The organism is Pseudomonas sp. 43NM1 (genome assembly GCF_002836905.1).
GTDB classification, from domain to species: Bacteria; Pseudomonadota; Gammaproteobacteria; order Pseudomonadales; family Pseudomonadaceae; genus Aquipseudomonas; species Aquipseudomonas prosekii.
Window position 1 is genome coordinate 1 of the sequence record NZ_MKGS01000019.1, and the last position, 15,922, is coordinate 15,922.

Consider the following 15,922-nt stretch of genomic DNA (forward strand, 5'->3'; position numbering starts at 1 on the left):
ACCTGCGGCGCCGAGTCGAACCAGGGTTTGAAAGGCTTGAAGATGGGCTCCCTTTCCCCCTCTCCCCACTGGGGAGAGGGCTGGGGTGAGGGGTGGTTTTCAGGGCTGGACCACAGCCCCCGGCACCAGCGGCAATTCAAGGCTGGCGATGAAACCGCCTTGCGGATGGTTGGCCAATACCAGGCTGCCACCGTGGCGTTCGGCGGCACGGCGCGCAATCGCCAAACCCAGGCCATGCCCGGCCGCGGTCTGCCCCGGCGCGCGGTAGAACGGTTCGCCGAGCAGGCTCAAATGTTCGGCTTCGACGCCCGGCCCATGGTCGCGCACGCTGACCACCATGCGCTCGCCCTGACGCGAGGCGTGCATTTCAATCGGCTGGCCCACCGGATTGAAGCGCTGGGCATTGCGCAGCAGATTGTCCACCGCGCGCTCGATCATCGTCGGCCAGCCCTTGAGGCTCAGTTGCGGTTCGGCCTCTAGGCGCACGGTCTGTTCCGGGAAGCCCAGTTGCGCGTCCTTTTGCAAGGTCTGCAGCAACGCACTCAGATCCACTTCCTCGGCACTGGCGTTGTCGGCATCGACCCGCGCCAACACCAGAATCTCGCTGATCAACGCTTCCAGCCGATCACATTCGCGGGTCAGGCGAGGCCAGAGTTTTTCGCGTTCTTCAGGATTGGCGCGCTCGGCCAGCGCCAGCGCAATGCGCAGTCGCGCCAGCGGTGAGCGCAACTCGTGGGAGACGTCGCGCAGCAGTTGCCGTTGACTACCGATCAAACTCTGCAGGCGCGCGCCCATGCGGTTGAAATCGTTGGCCAGTACGCCGAATTCATCGCGGCGGTTGGCCAGTTTCACCAGGCTGTTCTGCTGATAAGTGGTTTGCCCCAGATCATGCACCGCGCCGCGCAAACGGCTGAGCGGGCGGGTGATCGACAGCGTCACCAACAGGCTGAACAACGTCAGCACCACCAGCGCAATACCCAGCGCACTCAATGGCCAAAGCAGGCTTTCGCGGTGCCAAGCGTCGAGTTCCGGGTGGGCGATGCGGTAGATCAGCAGGTAGGTGTTGCCGGTTTTTTCACTGGTGTACTCGGCGGTCAGACGGCGCCACGGCAAGCGTCGGTCATCGTCATTCTGCCGCGCTTCAAAAGCCGCCGCGCGTCGTGGGAAAGTGCCGCGCACCACCGGGTCGCCGCTTTCGTTGAGCACCTGGACGTCGATGTGATATTGGCGTTTGCGCTGTTCGAGAATGTCTTGTGCGGCTTCTTCGCCCTGGGCTTCGAAGGTTTGCGTCCACTGCTCGGCGAGGTTGTTGAGGCCCGGATGGCGGCTGAGAATCCATGCGTCCTGGTTGAGCATGTGCCCCAGCAGAATGGACAGACCTGCCACCAGAGCGATGGCCAGCCAGAAGCTGGCCAGGATACGCCAGAACAATGAACGCACAGGAAATCCTCAAGCAAACACAAATCCCATGTGGCGGCGGGTTTGTTTAGCGAGGGGGGTTGCCATCGTCCGGCTGCGAAGCAGTCGTAAAGCGGTCGGCACTTTCCAATCCAAGATCGCACTGACTGCTTCAGGAGCGCTTCGCGCTTCAACGGGGGGCAAGCTCCCTCGCCACACAAGCCTCGTTCCTGCAGGGGTCTGAATGGCAAAAGACCCAACGGCGTTGGCCGTTGGGTCCGGGGTCAGCGCATTATTGCGCTTTTTGCGGCTGTTGCGCTTTCCAGGCTTTGAACTCAGCCCACTCGGCGCGGCGCTCGGCTCGTTGTTTCTGCATCTCGTCGAATTTCTTCTGTTGATCCGGTTTCAGCACGGCGCGGACATCGGTTTGCGCTTTTTCACGTTTGGCGGCGATTTCGTCCTTCATGGCTTTCTGGTCAGCCGGGGAGAGTTTCTCCAGGTATTTGTCGACCAGTTGTTTGCGATCATGCATCTGCTCGCCGATGATTTTGCGGATCTGTTCGCGCTGTTCCTTGCTCAGGTCCAGCTGGCTGTACGGACCTTTGCCGTGCATGTCGCCGTGCATCTGACCGCCGTGGCGCGGGCCGTCCAGCGGACCACCCATTGGGCCGGCGCCTTCAGGCATGGCCATGGCAACGGTTGGCAGAGCGGCAGCGAACATCAGAGCGATAAGAGTCTTGCGCATGGTGAATCTCCTTGTCTCGTTCCCGGTACGTTCCGGATGAGTTCAGATTACGCAGATCAAGGTCAGCGGCGGTCAGCGGAGCGTAAAGCTTGGGTAAAGACACCATCTCGTCAACCTGACAAAACCAACCCCCACACCACAAACCACCCATGCTTATGTAGCAGGGTTAGCGACGGATTCAGAGGCTGTAGTAATAACCGCGGCTGCGCAGCGCGACGATGCGTGGGCGGCCGTCGGGGTGCGGGCCGATCTTCTTGCGCAGGTTGCTGACGTGCATGTCGAGGCTGCGGTCGTACAGGGTCAGCTTGCGGCCGAGGGCGATCTGCGCCAGTTCCTGCTTGTCCAGCGGTTCGCCGGGCTGCTTGATCAGCGCTTCGAGCAAGCGACTTTCGGAAACTGTCAGGGTGAATTCCTGCTCATCGATGCTGACCACGCCGCGCACCGGGCTGAAGCACAAGTCACCGAGTTCGAGCTGACTCGACACCGCCGCCGGATGGCTGCGGCGCAACACCGCGCGCAAACGGGCGGTCAGTTCCCGTGGATCGCACGGCTTGGCCAGGTAATCGTCGGCGCCGAGTTCGAGGCCGAGGATGCGATCCAGCGGCTCGCCACGCGCCGACAACATCAGCACCGGCAAGTCCGGGTGATCGCTGCGCAACTGCTTGAGCAGTTCCAAGCCGCTGCCATCGGGCAGCATGACGTCCAGCACCACGGCGGCCGGGGAGGTTTCGGCCAACGCGCGGCGGGCACTCTTGCCGTCGTGGCAGGCGTGCACGACAAAGCCTTCCTGGCTCAGCCAACTGCTCAGGAGCTCGCACAGCTCCTGGTCATCATCAATTAATAACAGCTCGCTCATGACTCACTCAATTTAGCCATTGCCGACGTTTTCGACTTGCTCCGCTGGCAAAGATACCGCACAGCAGGGCCAATAGCGCTACTCCACCGCCGGTGACGAACCATTGCTGCTGGTCGGTCAACAGCCGCGACACCGGGCTGGCGGCCAACGCTTCCTTGAGTTGCAGCTTCAGGCGCTGGTTCTCCTGGCGCAACCGGCTCAGTTGGGCGCTTTCACGTTCGGCAGCGGAATTTTGCAATTGTTTGCTCAGTGCTTCCCGTTGCTGCTCGCTGACTTTCAAGCGCTGCTGCAACTCGGTGATCTGACTGCCGGCGCTCAACGACAACGGCGTTGAAGCAACGCCATCGGCGCTTTCCTCACCGTGGGCGGGGAAGCCGATCGACAACGTGACCAACATCAGACACAACGGACCCTTGCGCATCGCGACTCCTGATTCCAATCGAGTGATTGGGCAAGTTGTCGGCCGGCAAACGAGAATAATGAGCGATTGAGAGCGCGATGAACCGAGAAGGTTCATCGCGTGAGCAGGGAATTGCCGGGGATTGACGCGGTTTACGGCAGGACTTGCTTGAACGGCTTCACGGAAACGTTGGCGTAGACGCCGGCCGCAACAAACGGATCAGCCTCGGCCCAGGCTTGCGCAGCGCTCAGGGATTCGAACTCGGCAACGATCAGGCTGCCGGTGAAACCCGCCGCGCCCGGATCATTGCTGTCGACTGCCGGGTTAGGGCCGGCGAGGACGATGCGACCTTCACTCTTGAGCTGGTGCAGGCGCTCAAGGTGCGCCGGCCGGTTGGCCAGGCGAGCTTCCAGGGAGTTGGCGACGTCTGTAGCAACGATGGCGTAAAGCATGTCAGTCCTCGGTTTTTGGCGTTGTGGTGTCGGTGTCATGCAGATGGCGCGACAGGTAAATACCCTGCGCGACCAGGAACAGCAGCGTCATGCCCAGGCTGCCGAAGACCTTGAAGTCGACCCAGTAGCTCTGGAAGGTGAACGCGACAAACAGGTTGGCGGCGCCGCAGAACAGGAAAAACGCGATCCAGGCGATGTTCAGGCGCGTCCAGATTTGATCCGGCAACGTCAGCGCGTGGCCCATGATGCGTTTGATCAGCAACTGATCGCCGATGAAATGACTGCCGATGAACGCCAGCGCAAACAGCCAGTTGACCACCGGCGCTTTCCATTTCAGGAAGGTTTCGCTGTGGAACGCCAGGGTCAGGCTACCGAAGACCAAGCACGCGATGAGGGTCAGCCATTGGCTCTTTTCCAGCTTGCGCTGCTTTATGAAGAGCGCGCCGTAGACCACCAGCGAGCTGATGATCAGCATCGCGGTGGCGCTGTAGATACCGCCTACAGTGACCTCATGACCGGCAATGTCGACGACCCGTGGGTCGATTTTGAAGACAATGAAAAACAGCAGAAGCGGGATGAAGTCGATGAATTGTTTCACAGTGGCAGCCAGAAGCAGGATGTGTCGGCATAATAACAAACATATTGGCGCGCGATAGCGCCAGCTGATTTGAGGTTACAAAGCCCTGTGAATGTTGATTTGCACTGCCATAGCACGGCCTCCGATGGCGCCCTGGCGCCTGCGGTACTGGTTGCGCGTGCGTTCGAGAAAGGCGTGCGAGTGCTGGCCTTGACCGATCACGACACCCTTGAGGGCCTCGACGAGGCCCGCAGCGCCGCGACGGCGTTGGGGATGCAATTGGTCAACGGCGTCGAATTGTCCTGCACCTGGGGCGGCGCGACCATTCACGTGCTGGGCTACGGTTTCGACGTCAACGCCGTACCGTTGGTCGAGGCGATTGCCAAATTGCACGATGGCCGTTGGCTACGGTCAGAAGAAATAAGTCGCAAACTGGAACTCAAGGGCATGCCGGGCGCGCTTGAAGGTGCGCGCGCCCTGCAGCAGGAACTGGGCGACAGCGGCAATGCGCCGGCCCGTCCGCATTTCGCCGACTGGATGGTGCGCGAAGGTTTCGTCAAGGATCGCGCCGAAGCGTTCCGCAAGTGGCTCGGCGCCGGCAAACTCGGTGACGTCAAGCAACACTGGCCGACCCTTGAAGACACCGTCGCGACGTTGCGCGCGGCCGGCGCTTGGGTCAGCCTCGCCCATCCGTGGCACTACGATTTCACTCGCAGCAAGCGCCGTCGCCTGATTGCCGACTATATTCAAGCAGGCGGCCACGCGATTGAAGTGGTCAATGGCCATCAGCCCGCCGAGCAGGTCGGCAGCCTGGCCATTCTTGCCCGCGAGTTCGGTCTGCTGGTCAGCGCCGGCAGTGATTTTCATGGCCCAGGAGGCTGGTCGGAGATCGGTGATTACCGCCCGGTTCCGGAGGATCTGCCACCGTTATGGTGTCGATTCAAACATGACCCAATTATTGCCGCCGTCTGAACAGGTAGAGAATGTGAGTCAATTTTTCCAGATTCATCCGGAAAACCCGCAAGCGCGCCTGATCAAACAGGCTGTCGAAATCATCCGCAACGGCGGGGTGGTGGTTTATCCCACTGACTCGTCCTATGCCATCGGTTGCCAGATCGGCGACAAGAATGCCGTGGAGCGCGTGCGCCGTTTGCGCCAGCTCGACGACAAGCACAACTTCGCGCTGATCTGCAGCGATCTGTCGCAACTGGGGATCTTTGCCAAGATCGACACCGGCACTTTCCGGATCCTCAAGGCGCATCTGCCCGGGCCTTACACCTTCATCCTTAACGCCACACGTGAAGTGCCGCGGCTGTTGCTGCACCCGAAAAAACGCACCATCGGCCTGCGTGTGCCCAGCCATCCGATTGCCTTGGCGCTGCTCGCCGAACTGGGCGAGCCGTTGATGAGCGTGACCCTGATCATGCCCGGCGACACTGATCCGATGAGCGATCCCTACGAAATTCGCCAGTTGCTCGAGCATCAGGTCGACCTGATCATCGACGGCGGTTTCGGCGGGATCAAGGCGTCCACCGTGATCAATCTTGCCGATGGCGAGCCGGAAGTCATCCGCGTCGGTTGCGGCGATCCTGCGCCGTTCATGGCCGAGGCCTAGATGTCGGCAGTGGAACCCGTCGACAGTCAGGCCGGCGCCCAGCAAGAGCTGCCATTTGCCATGGTCTATGGCCAGGCAGTCATGGAAATGCCGCTGGATTTGTACATTCCGCCGGACGCGCTTGAAGTATTTCTCGAAGCCTTCGAAGGCCCGCTCGACCTGCTGCTGTACCTGATCCGCAAACAGAACATCAATATTCTCGACATCCCGGTGGCGGAAATCACTCGCCAATACATGGGTTATGTCGAGTTGATGCAGTCGGTGCGCCTGGAGTTGGCCGCCGAATACCTGGTGATGGCCGCGATGCTGGCCGAGATCAAGTCGCGCATGTTGCTGCCGCGTGCCGAAACCATCGAGGCCGAAGAAGACGATCCGCGCGCCGAACTGATTCGCCGCTTGCAAGAGTACGAGCGCTTCAAAGCGGCGGCAGAAGGCATCGACGGCCTCAGCCGGGTGGGCCGCGACGTCGTGGTGCCCAAGCTCGATGCTCCCGAAGCGCGGGCGCGAAAGCTGTTGCCGGACGTCAGCCTCGAAGAGTTGCTGATGTCGATGGCCGAGGTCCTGCGCCGTGGCGACATGTTCGAAAGCCACCAGGTCAGCCGCGAGGCGCTGTCCACCCGCGAACGCATGAGCGACGTGCTGGAACGCCTCAAGGGCGGCGGTTTTGTGCCGTTCGTCGAGCTGTTCACGGCGGAGGAGGGCAAGCTCGGCGTGGTCGTGACTTTTATGGCGATTCTCGAACTGGTCAAGGAATCCTTGGTCGAGCTGGTGCAGAATGAGCCGTTCGCGCCGATCCATGTGCGGGCCCGAGCCGAATAACGAGTTGAATCATGAACCTGACTGAACCCCGCGAGCTGGCGCCACTGCTTGAAGCCTTTCTGTTGGCCTCGGGAAAACCGCAATCGCTTGAACGCCTGTTCGAACTGTTTGAAGAAGGCGAGCGCCCGGAGCCGCCGGTGTTCAAGAAAGCGCTGACGATTCTCGCCAAGTCCTGCGACGGCCGCGCCTTCGAATTGAAGGAAGTGGCTTCCGGGTATCGCTTGCAGATCCGCGAGAAGTTTTCGCCGTGGGTCGGGCGTTTGTGGGAAGAGCGCCCACAGCGTTATTCGCGGGCGATGCTCGAAACCATGGCGCTGATCGCCTATCGCCAGCCGATCACCCGTGGCGAGATCGAAGACGTGCGCGGCGTGGCGGTGAACAGTGACATCGTCAAAAAGCTGCTGGAACGCGAGTGGATTCGCATCGTCGGCTACCGCGACGTGCCGGGGAAACCAGCGATGTTTGCGACCACCAAAGGCTTTCTCGATCACTTCAACCTGAAGAACCTTGACGATTTGCCGCCGCTCGCCGAACTGCGCGAAATGGAACCCGACCCGGTGCTCGACTTCGACGACGCGCCGGTGCCCGCCGGTTTGCAGGAGCTGGCCGATGCCAGCGCCGAACCGGAAGAGCCTAAGGAAGAAACCAGTTTCCACACGTTGTTGCTGGAACTGGATGACATGGAGCAGGGGATCAAGACCGATTTTGATGATTTGTTGCGCGATGGCGCGGTGACAGAAACTGAAGACGATCCGGATCAGGCAGCGCCGGATGGGCAAATCCAGGTTGAACTTCAAATCGAGCCCGAAGCCTCAATTGAAGACGTGCCGGCAGACATGCCGGCAGACGTCCCAGAACCGGCACCGCAAGAAGACGTGTTAGGTGTGGCCGAAGCCCGCGAGAAACTCCTCGCCGCCGTCGCCGCCCTGCAGCAACCGGAGCCGGAGAGCGTAGAAAGCGAAGAAGAAGCCGAGGCCCGCGCGCTGGCCGAAGCCATCGAAGCCGAACGCCGCGACTTCGACGACTGACATACGATCGGCGAATGATGAAATTCCACTGTGGGAGCAAAGCTTGCTCGCGAGGACGGCGGCACATCCAGCATTTGCGCCACAGGTACACCGCCATCGCGAGCAAGCTTTGCTCCTACAGAGTGCGCGTTCTCAGGAGGCATTAATGAGCTCAACCAAAGACCCGTGCATCAGCGTCTGCAAGTTCACCGACGATATCTGCGTCGGTTGCGGGCGCAGCAAGCGTGAGATCAAGTCGTGGAAGAAACTCGACAAGGCCGATAAACGCACGGTGCTGGCCGAAGCGGCGCTGCGTTTGATCAAGCTGGGCGCGACCGGTCGGCGGAAACACAAGTAAGTCACCTGCCATCAGCTAGTCTCTGATGCGCGAACGCTGACATGAGCGTATGATTCGCGACCCTCCGACGATCCCTTCGTCCGAGAACAAGTTTTCAACGCTTCAGGCCCTCACCTCAGAGCTGCCTGAACAGACCACACCGGGAGGTGCCCAGATGAGTATCAACGACCAGAAAGACGGCCCAAAAGACGACCAGGATATCGGTCCTGCAGGCGAAAAACTGCAGAAAGTCCTCGCCCGCATCGGCGTCGGCTCGCGCCGTGACGTGGAAGCCTGGATCAGCCACGGTCGCATCAAGGTCAATGGCAAGGACGCGACCCTCGGTCAACGCGTCGACATGCACGACGCCATCACCATCGATGGCCGCGTGATCAAGCGCGAAGAAGCCGCCGAGTCGGTACGCCGCGTGATCATGTACAACAAGCCCGACGGTGAAATCTGCACTCGCCTTGACCCGGAAGGCCGTCCAACCGTATTCGACAAGATGCCAAAACCGAAAGAAGGTCGCTGGATCAACATCGGTCGTCTGGACATCAACACCACCGGTCTGCTGATGTTCACCACCGACGGTGAACTGGCCAACCGCCTGATGCACCCTTCCTACGAAATGGACCGTGAATACGCGGTGCGTGTGCGTGGCGAAGTCGATGACGAGATGATCGAGCGCTTGAAAGCAGGCGTCGTCCTCGAAGACGGCCCGGCCAAGTTCACCGACATCAAGCAGGCGCCGGGTGGCGAAGGTTTCAACCACTGGTACCACTGCGTGGTGATGGAAGGTCGCAACCGCGAAGTTCGTCGTCTGTGGGAATCCCAGGGCCTGGTGGTCAGCCGTCTGAAGCGCGTGCGTTTTGGTCCGGTGTTCCTCAACTCGGACCTGCCGATGGGTCGCTGGCGCGAAATGAGCCAGTACGAAGTCGACATTCTCAGTGCTGAAGTGGGCCTGACGCCTGTGGCAATGCCGCAGATGAACGCCAAGAGCAAAGACAAGCTCGACCGCATGCAGCGTAAATCGTCGCGTCCGATGGGCAAGACCGAGCGCGTGCGTTCGTTGCGTCCAGCGATCGGCAACCAGACCGCTGCTACGCCGCGTGACTCCCGTGAGCCGCAAATCGAAGGTGAGCGCCCGGCCCGCAAACCGGTAGCACCACGTGCTGACGGCGAACGCGGTCCACGCACGCCACGTCCGGCCAATGGTCGCACCGAGCGCGGCGAAGGCCGTGGTGCACCAAGCGGTGGTCGTAGCGATCGCGGTGCTCCAGCAGGTCGCGGCGAGCCGCGGGGTGATTCGAGTCGCGGTGCGCCAGTGGCGGACCGTCCGGCCGACACCAAGCGCCCGGCCAAGGCCCCGGCGAAAAAACGCCCAGGCATCGTTCTGGTCAACAAGGACGCACCATCGGGCAAGCGTCGCGGCGCACCTGCCGGTTCGGGCCAACGCCCGGGCTTCGGTCGTCGCAAGCCGGAGTGAAGCAGCGCTGAGTTTTTAGCTGCAAGCTGCAAGTGAAAAACGCCAACCTTCGGGTTGGCGTTTTTTTTTGGTCTGGCGTTAGTGGTGCGGCGTCTGGGAGTCAGTCATCGCGAGTAAGCTCGCTCCCACAGGGGATTATCGGTTTGGCGAAGATGCAATGTGGGAGCGAGCTTGCTCGCGATGAGGTCGGTAGCAGCACCGCCACTTCAGGGCTTAAAAGACAAACCGGCCATCAAATACCGGCTCGTCATCCAGCGCCAACACGCCGCTGGAGAAGATCAAATCCAGATGATGGCTGCCCTTGGCCCCACCACCCAAGCCGAGGTGCAAGCCGCAATGGCGTTCCTCGAACCCGGCGTTGCGCGCATAGAGTTCCTTCACGCCTTCATTGGTGCCAATGCCCAATTCTTCGATGCGCCGATTTGACGGATTGGCGTCCAGGTATTTATTGAAATCATGTTCCAGCCCCGGAACATCCGTGGCGATTTTGCTGATAGTCGAGTTCTCGATCCATAACTCCAGCGGCGACTCCAATACCCCGTATTTACGGGCGAATGGAATAGTACTGAGGAACGTCCCCATAAACTTCACTCGGCCATTAATGGCTTCGCTGTGCGTGGCAATTTCACCAGGCGCCAAGTCGAAGTTGCCGACACCATTGATATCGGTCCACTTCTTGATACTGCTCATGGGTGTTTCAAACCATGAGCCATGTTCATCTTTGAAACTAAGCGTCGTAGCGTGGGCCATGCGCTGAATCAAATGACTATTGAGCCCGGCAATACGCTGCGGGGTGACGCTGAACGTGTCGTAAAAGTAATCGCCGTAATCCTTGAACAGCAGCGACTTTCTCCAGTTCTCCGCCATTACCCCTTGCAGCGCGCGGACAAAATCCGGGCCGTCGGGACGAGGGTTGGGCAGGGTGGAAGAGTCGTAAAAGAAAATGTACAGATCGCTGTCGGCAATCGCCTGGGCCAGCAGATCCGTGGGTTCGAGGTCCAGGCGCATGGCGCTGAAGCTGAACTGTTGGCTGTTTGCGGCCTGTTCTGCGATGGCGCCGGTCAGTGCCTGGTAATCAGCGGTGTGGCCGAGCAAGACCTTCGCCGGGTTGATTCCGACAATGGCTGGGTGGTGTTCGAGGTAGTAAAGGAAATGCGAGATAGCACGTTGCTTATCCATGTAGTCCTCCCTGACAAACCGAGAAAATGTGGCAGGCACGACCGGCCGGATCGTGCCTGCCGGGATCGCTTACAGAGGCCACATCGCCGTGCCGAACGGAACAACCGCGTCGGCTTGCATCATTTCCACGGCGGCTTCATGGGTCGGTGCTTCAAACCAATCGTCCAGTTGCAGTTCAGTTTCCAAGTCTTTTTCAAGTGCTTGCATTGTGAATCTCCTAGATGACTTTTGAGTAATAAAGCGGCGCTGCTTTCAGTCAGTGAATACAACACCAACTTGCCGGTCGAGGCGGTTCGGCAAGTCGCTCAAAAACTAGTTCAGACAGTTTGATAATGCAAAATAATAATTAAATAAGATTGTTGGGAACTTGTTTCGCAGTTCTTTGGAAGTAGATTTTGTGTTTAAAAAACAAAAAACTAACTCGACCTGATCCTTAGGAAGCTTCCTATCGTCAATTTGCAGGCGTCCTACAGCCTTATCTGGTTTGGCAAATTAACGTTACGGCGTGTAACGGAAGTTTTACGAAATCTGCGGTGAAGTCCCGTGAAATGAAGCTGTCACGGAGCGCGTAAGGAAAACCTTCCGCGCGTCCGATCCGTGCTAGTGCTGCAAGGCTCTGGCGCGCTTGTTTCAGAGGCGTTTGAAGGGTGAGATGCGCCCCATGCCTGCCGTGCAGGTGCATAACAAGAAGGAGGCGCAATGAACGCCGTGCATCATCTCCATCTCTCCCCGTGGGCGGATTTTCCCCTCGCTCGCGTCGATGACCTGCAAAGGTCTGACTCCTTATTTGCAGCCGCCCGAGTGCTTCGTGGCGGACACAGGCAATCCCGGCAACCGACACGCTGATCCAGAGGTGTCTGGCAGCAGGGGGTTAGCGGTGTACAATGCGCCGCGTTTTAACTGTGACCTCCTGCGCATCAGCGCAAATTTCAAGGCTATCCGCCTTGTTCACTCCGCCGCGCCACAAGCGTGTCGGGTTCGATTTCGTCACAGATAAAAACAAACAGGTGACGCATGACCGTTGTTAATTCGCTGAACTCCTGGTGCTTGCGCTGGGGTTTGATCGGCGCTGCTTGAAATTGCAACCGAGCAGCAACGTCTACTGAACATCATCAAACCTTGCGTGAGACCCTTTTCATGAGTGGACAAAACTCGCATTCAGGCGAGCTGAAACGCGGCCTGAAAAATCGCCACATTCAACTGATCGCCCTCGGTGGCGCGATCGGTACCGGGCTGTTCCTCGGCTCGGCGGGCGTGCTGAAATCCGCCGGCCCGTCGATGATCCTCGGCTACGCCATTTGCGGCTTCATCGCGTTCATGATCATGCGCCAGCTCGGCGAGATGATCGTCGAAGAGCCGGTGGCCGGTTCCTTCAGCCACTTCGCGCACAAATACTGGGGCGGTTTTGCCGGTTTCCTCTCGGGCTGGAACTGCTGGATTCTGTACATCCTGGTCGGCATGTCGGAGCTGACGGCGGTCGGCAAGTACATCCACTACTGGGCGCCGGACATCCCCACCTGGGTCTCGGCCGCCGGTTTCTTCGTGCTGATCAACCTGATCAACCTGGCCAACGTCAAAGTCTTTGGCGAGGCCGAGTTCTGGTTCGCGATCATCAAGGTCGTGGCGATTGTCGGCATGATCGCCTTGGGCAGCTATTTGCTGGTCAGCGGCAACGGTGGCCCGCAAGCGTCGGTCAGCAACCTTTGGTCCCACGGTGGTTTCTTCCCGAACGGGGTCAGTGGTCTGGTGATGGCCATGGCGATCATCATGTTCTCCTTCGGCGGTCTGGAAATGCTCGGTTTCACCGCCGCTGAAGCCGACCAACCGAAAACCGTGATTCCGAAAGCGATCAATCAGGTGATCTACCGGATCCTGATTTTCTACATCGGCGCACTGGTGATCCTGTTGTCGCTGACGCCTTGGGACAGCCTGTTGGCCACGCTCAACGCTTCCGGCGATTCCTACAGCGGCAGCCCGTTTGTGCAAGTGTTCTCGATGCTCGGCAGCAACACCGCCGCGCACATCCTCAACTTCGTGGTGCTGACCGCCGCGTTGTCGGTGTACAACAGCGGCACCTACTGCAACAGCCGCATGCTGCTGGGCATGGCCGAGCAGGGCGATGCGCCGAAAGCGCTGGCCAAAATCGACAAGCGCGGCGTGCCGGTGCGTTCGATTCTCGCCTCGGCGGCGGTGACGCTGATCGCCGTGTTGCTCAACTACCTGATCCCGCACAGCGCGCTGGAACTGCTGATGTCACTGGTTGTGGCGACGCTGGTGATCAACTGGGCGATGATCAGTTTCTCGCACTTCAAGTTCCGCCAGCACATGGACAAAACTCGGCAAACGCCGCTGTTCAAGGCCTTGTGGTACCCGTACGGCAACTACATCTGCCTGGCGTTCGTCGGGTTCATTCTGTGCGTGATGCTGCTGATTCCGGGCATCCAGATCTCGGTGTACGCGATCCCGGTGTGGGTGGCGTTCATGTGGATCTGCTACGGCATCAAAAACAAGCGCCGCGCGCAACATGCTCTGCACGCTGCCAAGAAATAACGTTAAACGCAGAAACGACAAACCCGGCCAATGCGCCGGGTTTTTTGTTTCTGTGTCCGGGGGAATTTCCAGACCGGAAAACTCTGCGTCGCCGCATGCCTGGTTAATCATGTACTACAGCGGATTCCGAAAATTCAAAAAAATAGAATGACGCTCATTATTTCGGAACTGGACTACAGCCGGCAGGGGGGATTTTATTTTAGTCTGGCATTCCAAAAGTATAACGAGCGGCACATATGGCCAGTAACAGCTACATGAGTATTACCGGTAAGCGACAAGGTTTTATTTCTGCGGGCTGCTCAGGTAAAAACTCCATCGGTAATAAATGCCAGGATGGCTTAATTTTTTGTAAGTGATTGATTAAAACCTTCCCGCGCGAATAAGAAGATGAGGTTCATGTTGCTTGAGAATATTCGATATTATTTTTCTGTTACTTGCCTGGTACTCGGTTGCTCAGGCTTGCCGACGGGAATCATTGTCTGGGGCATAACTGAAATTGTTCCCTTGGAGGGGAGGTCTCTGGATATTGCCTGCTTGGTAACTTACGTGGTTCTGGTCTTTTTTGGATTGCGCTTTTACATTCCGAGAATGCGGGGGCACGCGTAAGGACGGTGATGGTAAAGCCGCAGCCCTTTGCTTTTCAAAGCCGCATTCGCGGTATCCTGCACGTCCTGACCCCGGACGTTTTTCCATGCTGGTGATTTCCAACAATGTGCATCTGCCGGATGCCGAGATCGAGTTGACTGCCATCCGCGCTCAGGGCGCCGGAGGGCAGAACGTCAACAAGGTTTCCAGCGCGATGCACCTGCGCTTCGATATTCAGGCGTCGTCGTTGCCCGAGTTTTACAAGGAGCGTTTGCTGGCGCTGCGCGACAGTCGCATCACCAGCGATGGCGTGTTGATCATCAAGGCCCAGCAATACCGCACGCAGGAGGCCAATCGCGCCGACGCGCTGGAGCGGCTGGTCGAGTTGATTCTCAGCGCCACCAAGGTTGAAAAGAAGCGTCGTCCGACCAAGCCGACTCTCGGTTCGAAGAAGCGTCGGCTCGAATCAAAAACCAAGCGCGGCAGCATCAAGGCTGGCCGCGGCAAGGTGGATTTCTAGCGTTTGGCTTTTTCTTCGCGGTACTTCTCGCTGAGATGTTTCGGCGCCTGCCGGTACAGATAAACGCTCAATGCCAAACCGGTCAGCGCCGCCAGGGCGGCGAACAGGAAGATCGAGGCAAAACCAAAACCGGCCGCGATCGCTCCGGCCAGCGGCCCGGTGATGCCCAGCGACAAATCGATGAACAACGAATAAGCGCCGACTGCCGCGCCACGACTCGAGGCGGGCACCAGGTTCACCGCCTCCACGCCCAGCGCCGGGAACACCAGTGAGAAGCCAAAGCCGCTCAATGCAGCACCGGCCAAAGCCCAATTGGCGTCTGGCGCGAGCCACAACAGCAGCAACCCCAACGTCTCCACGGACAGGCAGGCAATCGCCACGCGAAAGCCGCCGAGCCGGTTGATCAAATTGCCGAACAGCAACCGCGCGCCAATAAAACTGGCGCCGAATACGCTCAGGCACAGCACCGCGTTCGACCAATGCTGCGTCGCGTAATACAGCGTGATAAACGTGGCGATGGTGCCAAACCCAATCGAGCCCAGCGCCAGACCGCAGCCGTGCGGCAATACCCGCCCCAGCACGTGCATGAACGGCAGGCGTTCACCGACGACAATCGGCGCAGCGATCTTCGGCCAGGCCAGCGCCAGGCCCAACACCGCTAGCAGCACAATGCTCACGCCCATGCTCCACAAACCCAATTCGTCGACCAGCCACACGCCGAGCGGCGCGCCGATGGCGATCGCGCCGTAACTGGCGATGCCGTTCCAGGAAATCACTTTGGCGGTATTCGCCGCACCGACGCGGCCGATGCCCCAGCCAATCGAGCCCGAGCCGACCAGGCTTTCTGCGCTGCCGAGCACCAGTCGGCCGATCAACAGGCTGATCAAACTGAGCATCGGCAGACTCTGGGTCCACGCCGAAATCAGCATGAACACGCCGCTCAAGCCGCACCCGGCGAGTCCATACATCACCGCCAGTTTGCTGCCCTTGTTGTCGATGATGCGCCCGGCATACGGGCGGCTGAGCAGGGTCGCGAGGTATTGCACGCTGATCACCAGCCCGGCGATGACCGCGCCGAAACCGAGGTCGCTGTGGACGTAGCCGGGCAATACGGCCAGGGGAATGCCGATGTTCAGGTAACCGATGAAGGTGAAAAGGACGATGGAGACGACTTGCAGCGTGACCGCCAGGGGGCGCTGGTTTTCTGACATGGGTAAAGGTCCACGGGGCAGCAGGATAGATAGGCTGCTTATGATAGCGGCGCGAGGGGCGGGCGGTCGTGGAAAAGTAAAACTATTTGCCGGGCGGGGATCGATCAGGGTTTGGCGGGGGCGACCAGTTGCGTGGTGACGAGGGCGGCGAGGGCATTTTCTTCGCTGCCGAAACGCGCCAGCAG

Annotated in this window: 17 protein-coding genes and 1 pseudogene; 9 read left to right on the forward strand and 9 right to left on the reverse strand. The window is 59.4% G+C overall.

All coding sequences use genetic code 11. The features are described from left to right. Positions 1–99: 99 nt before the first annotated feature. The 6 genes from BI292_RS04015 to BI292_RS04040 all read right to left on the reverse strand — a co-directional run bounded on the left by BI292_RS04015 (position 100) and on the right by BI292_RS04040 (position 4,449). Positions 100–1,440, reverse strand: coding sequence for a HAMP domain-containing sensor histidine kinase (locus BI292_RS04015; protein ID WP_101207074.1), 1,341 nt, complete (start codon positions 1,438–1,440; stop codon positions 100–102). 250 nt (positions 1,441–1,690) lie between these two features. Beyond that, on the reverse strand, positions 1,691–2,143 hold the full coding sequence (locus BI292_RS04020) for a Spy/CpxP family protein refolding chaperone (protein WP_101207075.1): 453 nt from the start codon (positions 2,141–2,143) through the stop codon (positions 1,691–1,693). Between the two features lie 178 nt (positions 2,144–2,321). Then, entirely contained in the window at positions 2,322–2,999 is a 678-nt protein-coding gene (locus tag BI292_RS04025) for a response regulator transcription factor (protein ID WP_092271548.1), read from the reverse strand. Positions 3,000–3,006: 7 nt separating this feature from the next. Then, complete coding sequence (locus tag BI292_RS04030; protein ID WP_092271546.1) at positions 3,007–3,420, reverse strand: translation initiation factor 2; 414 nt, start codon at positions 3,418–3,420, stop codon at positions 3,007–3,009. Between the two features lie 131 nt (positions 3,421–3,551). After that, on the reverse strand, positions 3,552–3,851 hold the full coding sequence (locus BI292_RS04035) for a YciI family protein (protein ID WP_092271544.1): 300 nt from the start codon (positions 3,849–3,851) through the stop codon (positions 3,552–3,554). A 1-nt stretch (position 3,852) separates the two neighbouring features. Beyond that, positions 3,853–4,449, reverse strand: coding sequence for a septation protein A (locus BI292_RS04040; protein WP_092271542.1), 597 nt, complete (start codon positions 4,447–4,449; stop codon positions 3,853–3,855). Positions 4,450–4,536: 87 nt separating this feature from the next. Here BI292_RS04040 and BI292_RS04045 point away from each other — a divergent pair, with 87 nt between their 5' ends. The 6 genes from BI292_RS04045 to rluB all read left to right on the forward strand — a co-directional run bounded on the left by BI292_RS04045 (position 4,537) and on the right by rluB (position 9,692). Continuing rightward, positions 4,537–5,400, forward strand: a complete 864-nt coding sequence (locus tag BI292_RS04045; RefSeq protein ID WP_101207076.1) for a PHP domain-containing protein — start codon at positions 4,537–4,539, stop codon at positions 5,398–5,400. Between the two features lie 13 nt (positions 5,401–5,413). Next, complete coding sequence (locus tag BI292_RS04050; protein ID WP_092281471.1) at positions 5,414–6,043, forward strand: L-threonylcarbamoyladenylate synthase; 630 nt, start codon at positions 5,414–5,416, stop codon at positions 6,041–6,043. Between the two features lie 60 nt (positions 6,044–6,103). Further along, positions 6,104–6,862 carry a ScpA family protein gene (locus BI292_RS04055; RefSeq protein ID WP_178076528.1) on the forward strand — a complete coding sequence of 253 codons (759 nt, stop codon included), beginning with the start codon at positions 6,104–6,106 and terminating at the stop codon, positions 6,860–6,862. Positions 6,863–6,873: 11 nt separating this feature from the next. Further along, positions 6,874–7,890 (forward strand): SMC-Scp complex subunit ScpB, encoded by a 1,017-nt coding sequence (gene scpB / locus BI292_RS04060; RefSeq protein WP_101207077.1) that lies wholly within the window; start codon positions 6,874–6,876, stop codon positions 7,888–7,890. A gap of 145 nt (positions 7,891–8,035) precedes the next feature. Further along, positions 8,036–8,227, forward strand: a complete 192-nt coding sequence (locus BI292_RS04065) for a DUF1289 domain-containing protein (protein ID WP_092271534.1) — start codon at positions 8,036–8,038, stop codon at positions 8,225–8,227. A 154-nt stretch (positions 8,228–8,381) separates the two neighbouring features. Continuing rightward, positions 8,382–9,692, forward strand: a complete 1,311-nt coding sequence (gene rluB, locus BI292_RS04070; RefSeq protein WP_101207078.1) for a 23S rRNA pseudouridine(2605) synthase RluB — start codon at positions 8,382–8,384, stop codon at positions 9,690–9,692. A gap of 213 nt (positions 9,693–9,905) precedes the next feature. On the opposite strand, the gene BI292_RS04075 is transcribed toward rluB, so the two are convergent. Further along, entirely contained in the window at positions 9,906–10,871 is a 966-nt protein-coding gene (locus BI292_RS04075; protein ID WP_101207079.1) for a leucyl aminopeptidase, read from the reverse strand. A gap of 69 nt (positions 10,872–10,940) precedes the next feature. Further along, positions 10,941–11,078: a hypothetical protein gene (locus BI292_RS28910; RefSeq protein WP_010461921.1), complete on the reverse strand. Its 138-nt coding sequence runs from the start codon at positions 11,076–11,078 to the stop codon at positions 10,941–10,943. A 930-nt stretch (positions 11,079–12,008) separates the two neighbouring features. On the opposite strand from BI292_RS28910, the gene BI292_RS04080 reads away from it, so the two are divergent. The 3 genes and pseudogenes from BI292_RS04080 to arfB all read left to right on the forward strand — a co-directional run bounded on the left by BI292_RS04080 (position 12,009) and on the right by arfB (position 14,526). Then, a complete protein-coding gene (locus BI292_RS04080) occupies positions 12,009–13,421 on the forward strand; it encodes an amino acid permease (RefSeq protein ID WP_101207080.1) in 1,413 nt (470 codons plus the stop codon). Between the two features lie 236 nt (positions 13,422–13,657). Beyond that, positions 13,658–13,759 (forward strand): annotated as a pseudogene (locus BI292_RS29085) (type VI secretion system tube protein Hcp); the annotation flags it as partial. Positions 13,760–14,112: 353 nt separating this feature from the next. Then, positions 14,113–14,526 (forward strand): alternative ribosome rescue aminoacyl-tRNA hydrolase ArfB, encoded by a 414-nt coding sequence (gene arfB, locus BI292_RS04095; RefSeq protein WP_092271522.1) that lies wholly within the window; start codon positions 14,113–14,115, stop codon positions 14,524–14,526. Here the strand turns inward: arfB and BI292_RS04100 are convergent. Further along, positions 14,523–15,737 carry an MFS transporter gene (locus BI292_RS04100; protein WP_101207081.1) on the reverse strand — a complete coding sequence of 405 codons (1,215 nt, stop codon included), beginning with the start codon at positions 15,735–15,737 and terminating at the stop codon, positions 14,523–14,525. The two genes, arfB and BI292_RS04100, sit on opposite strands and share 4 nt — an antisense overlap. Positions 15,738–15,922: the final 185 nt, after the last annotated feature.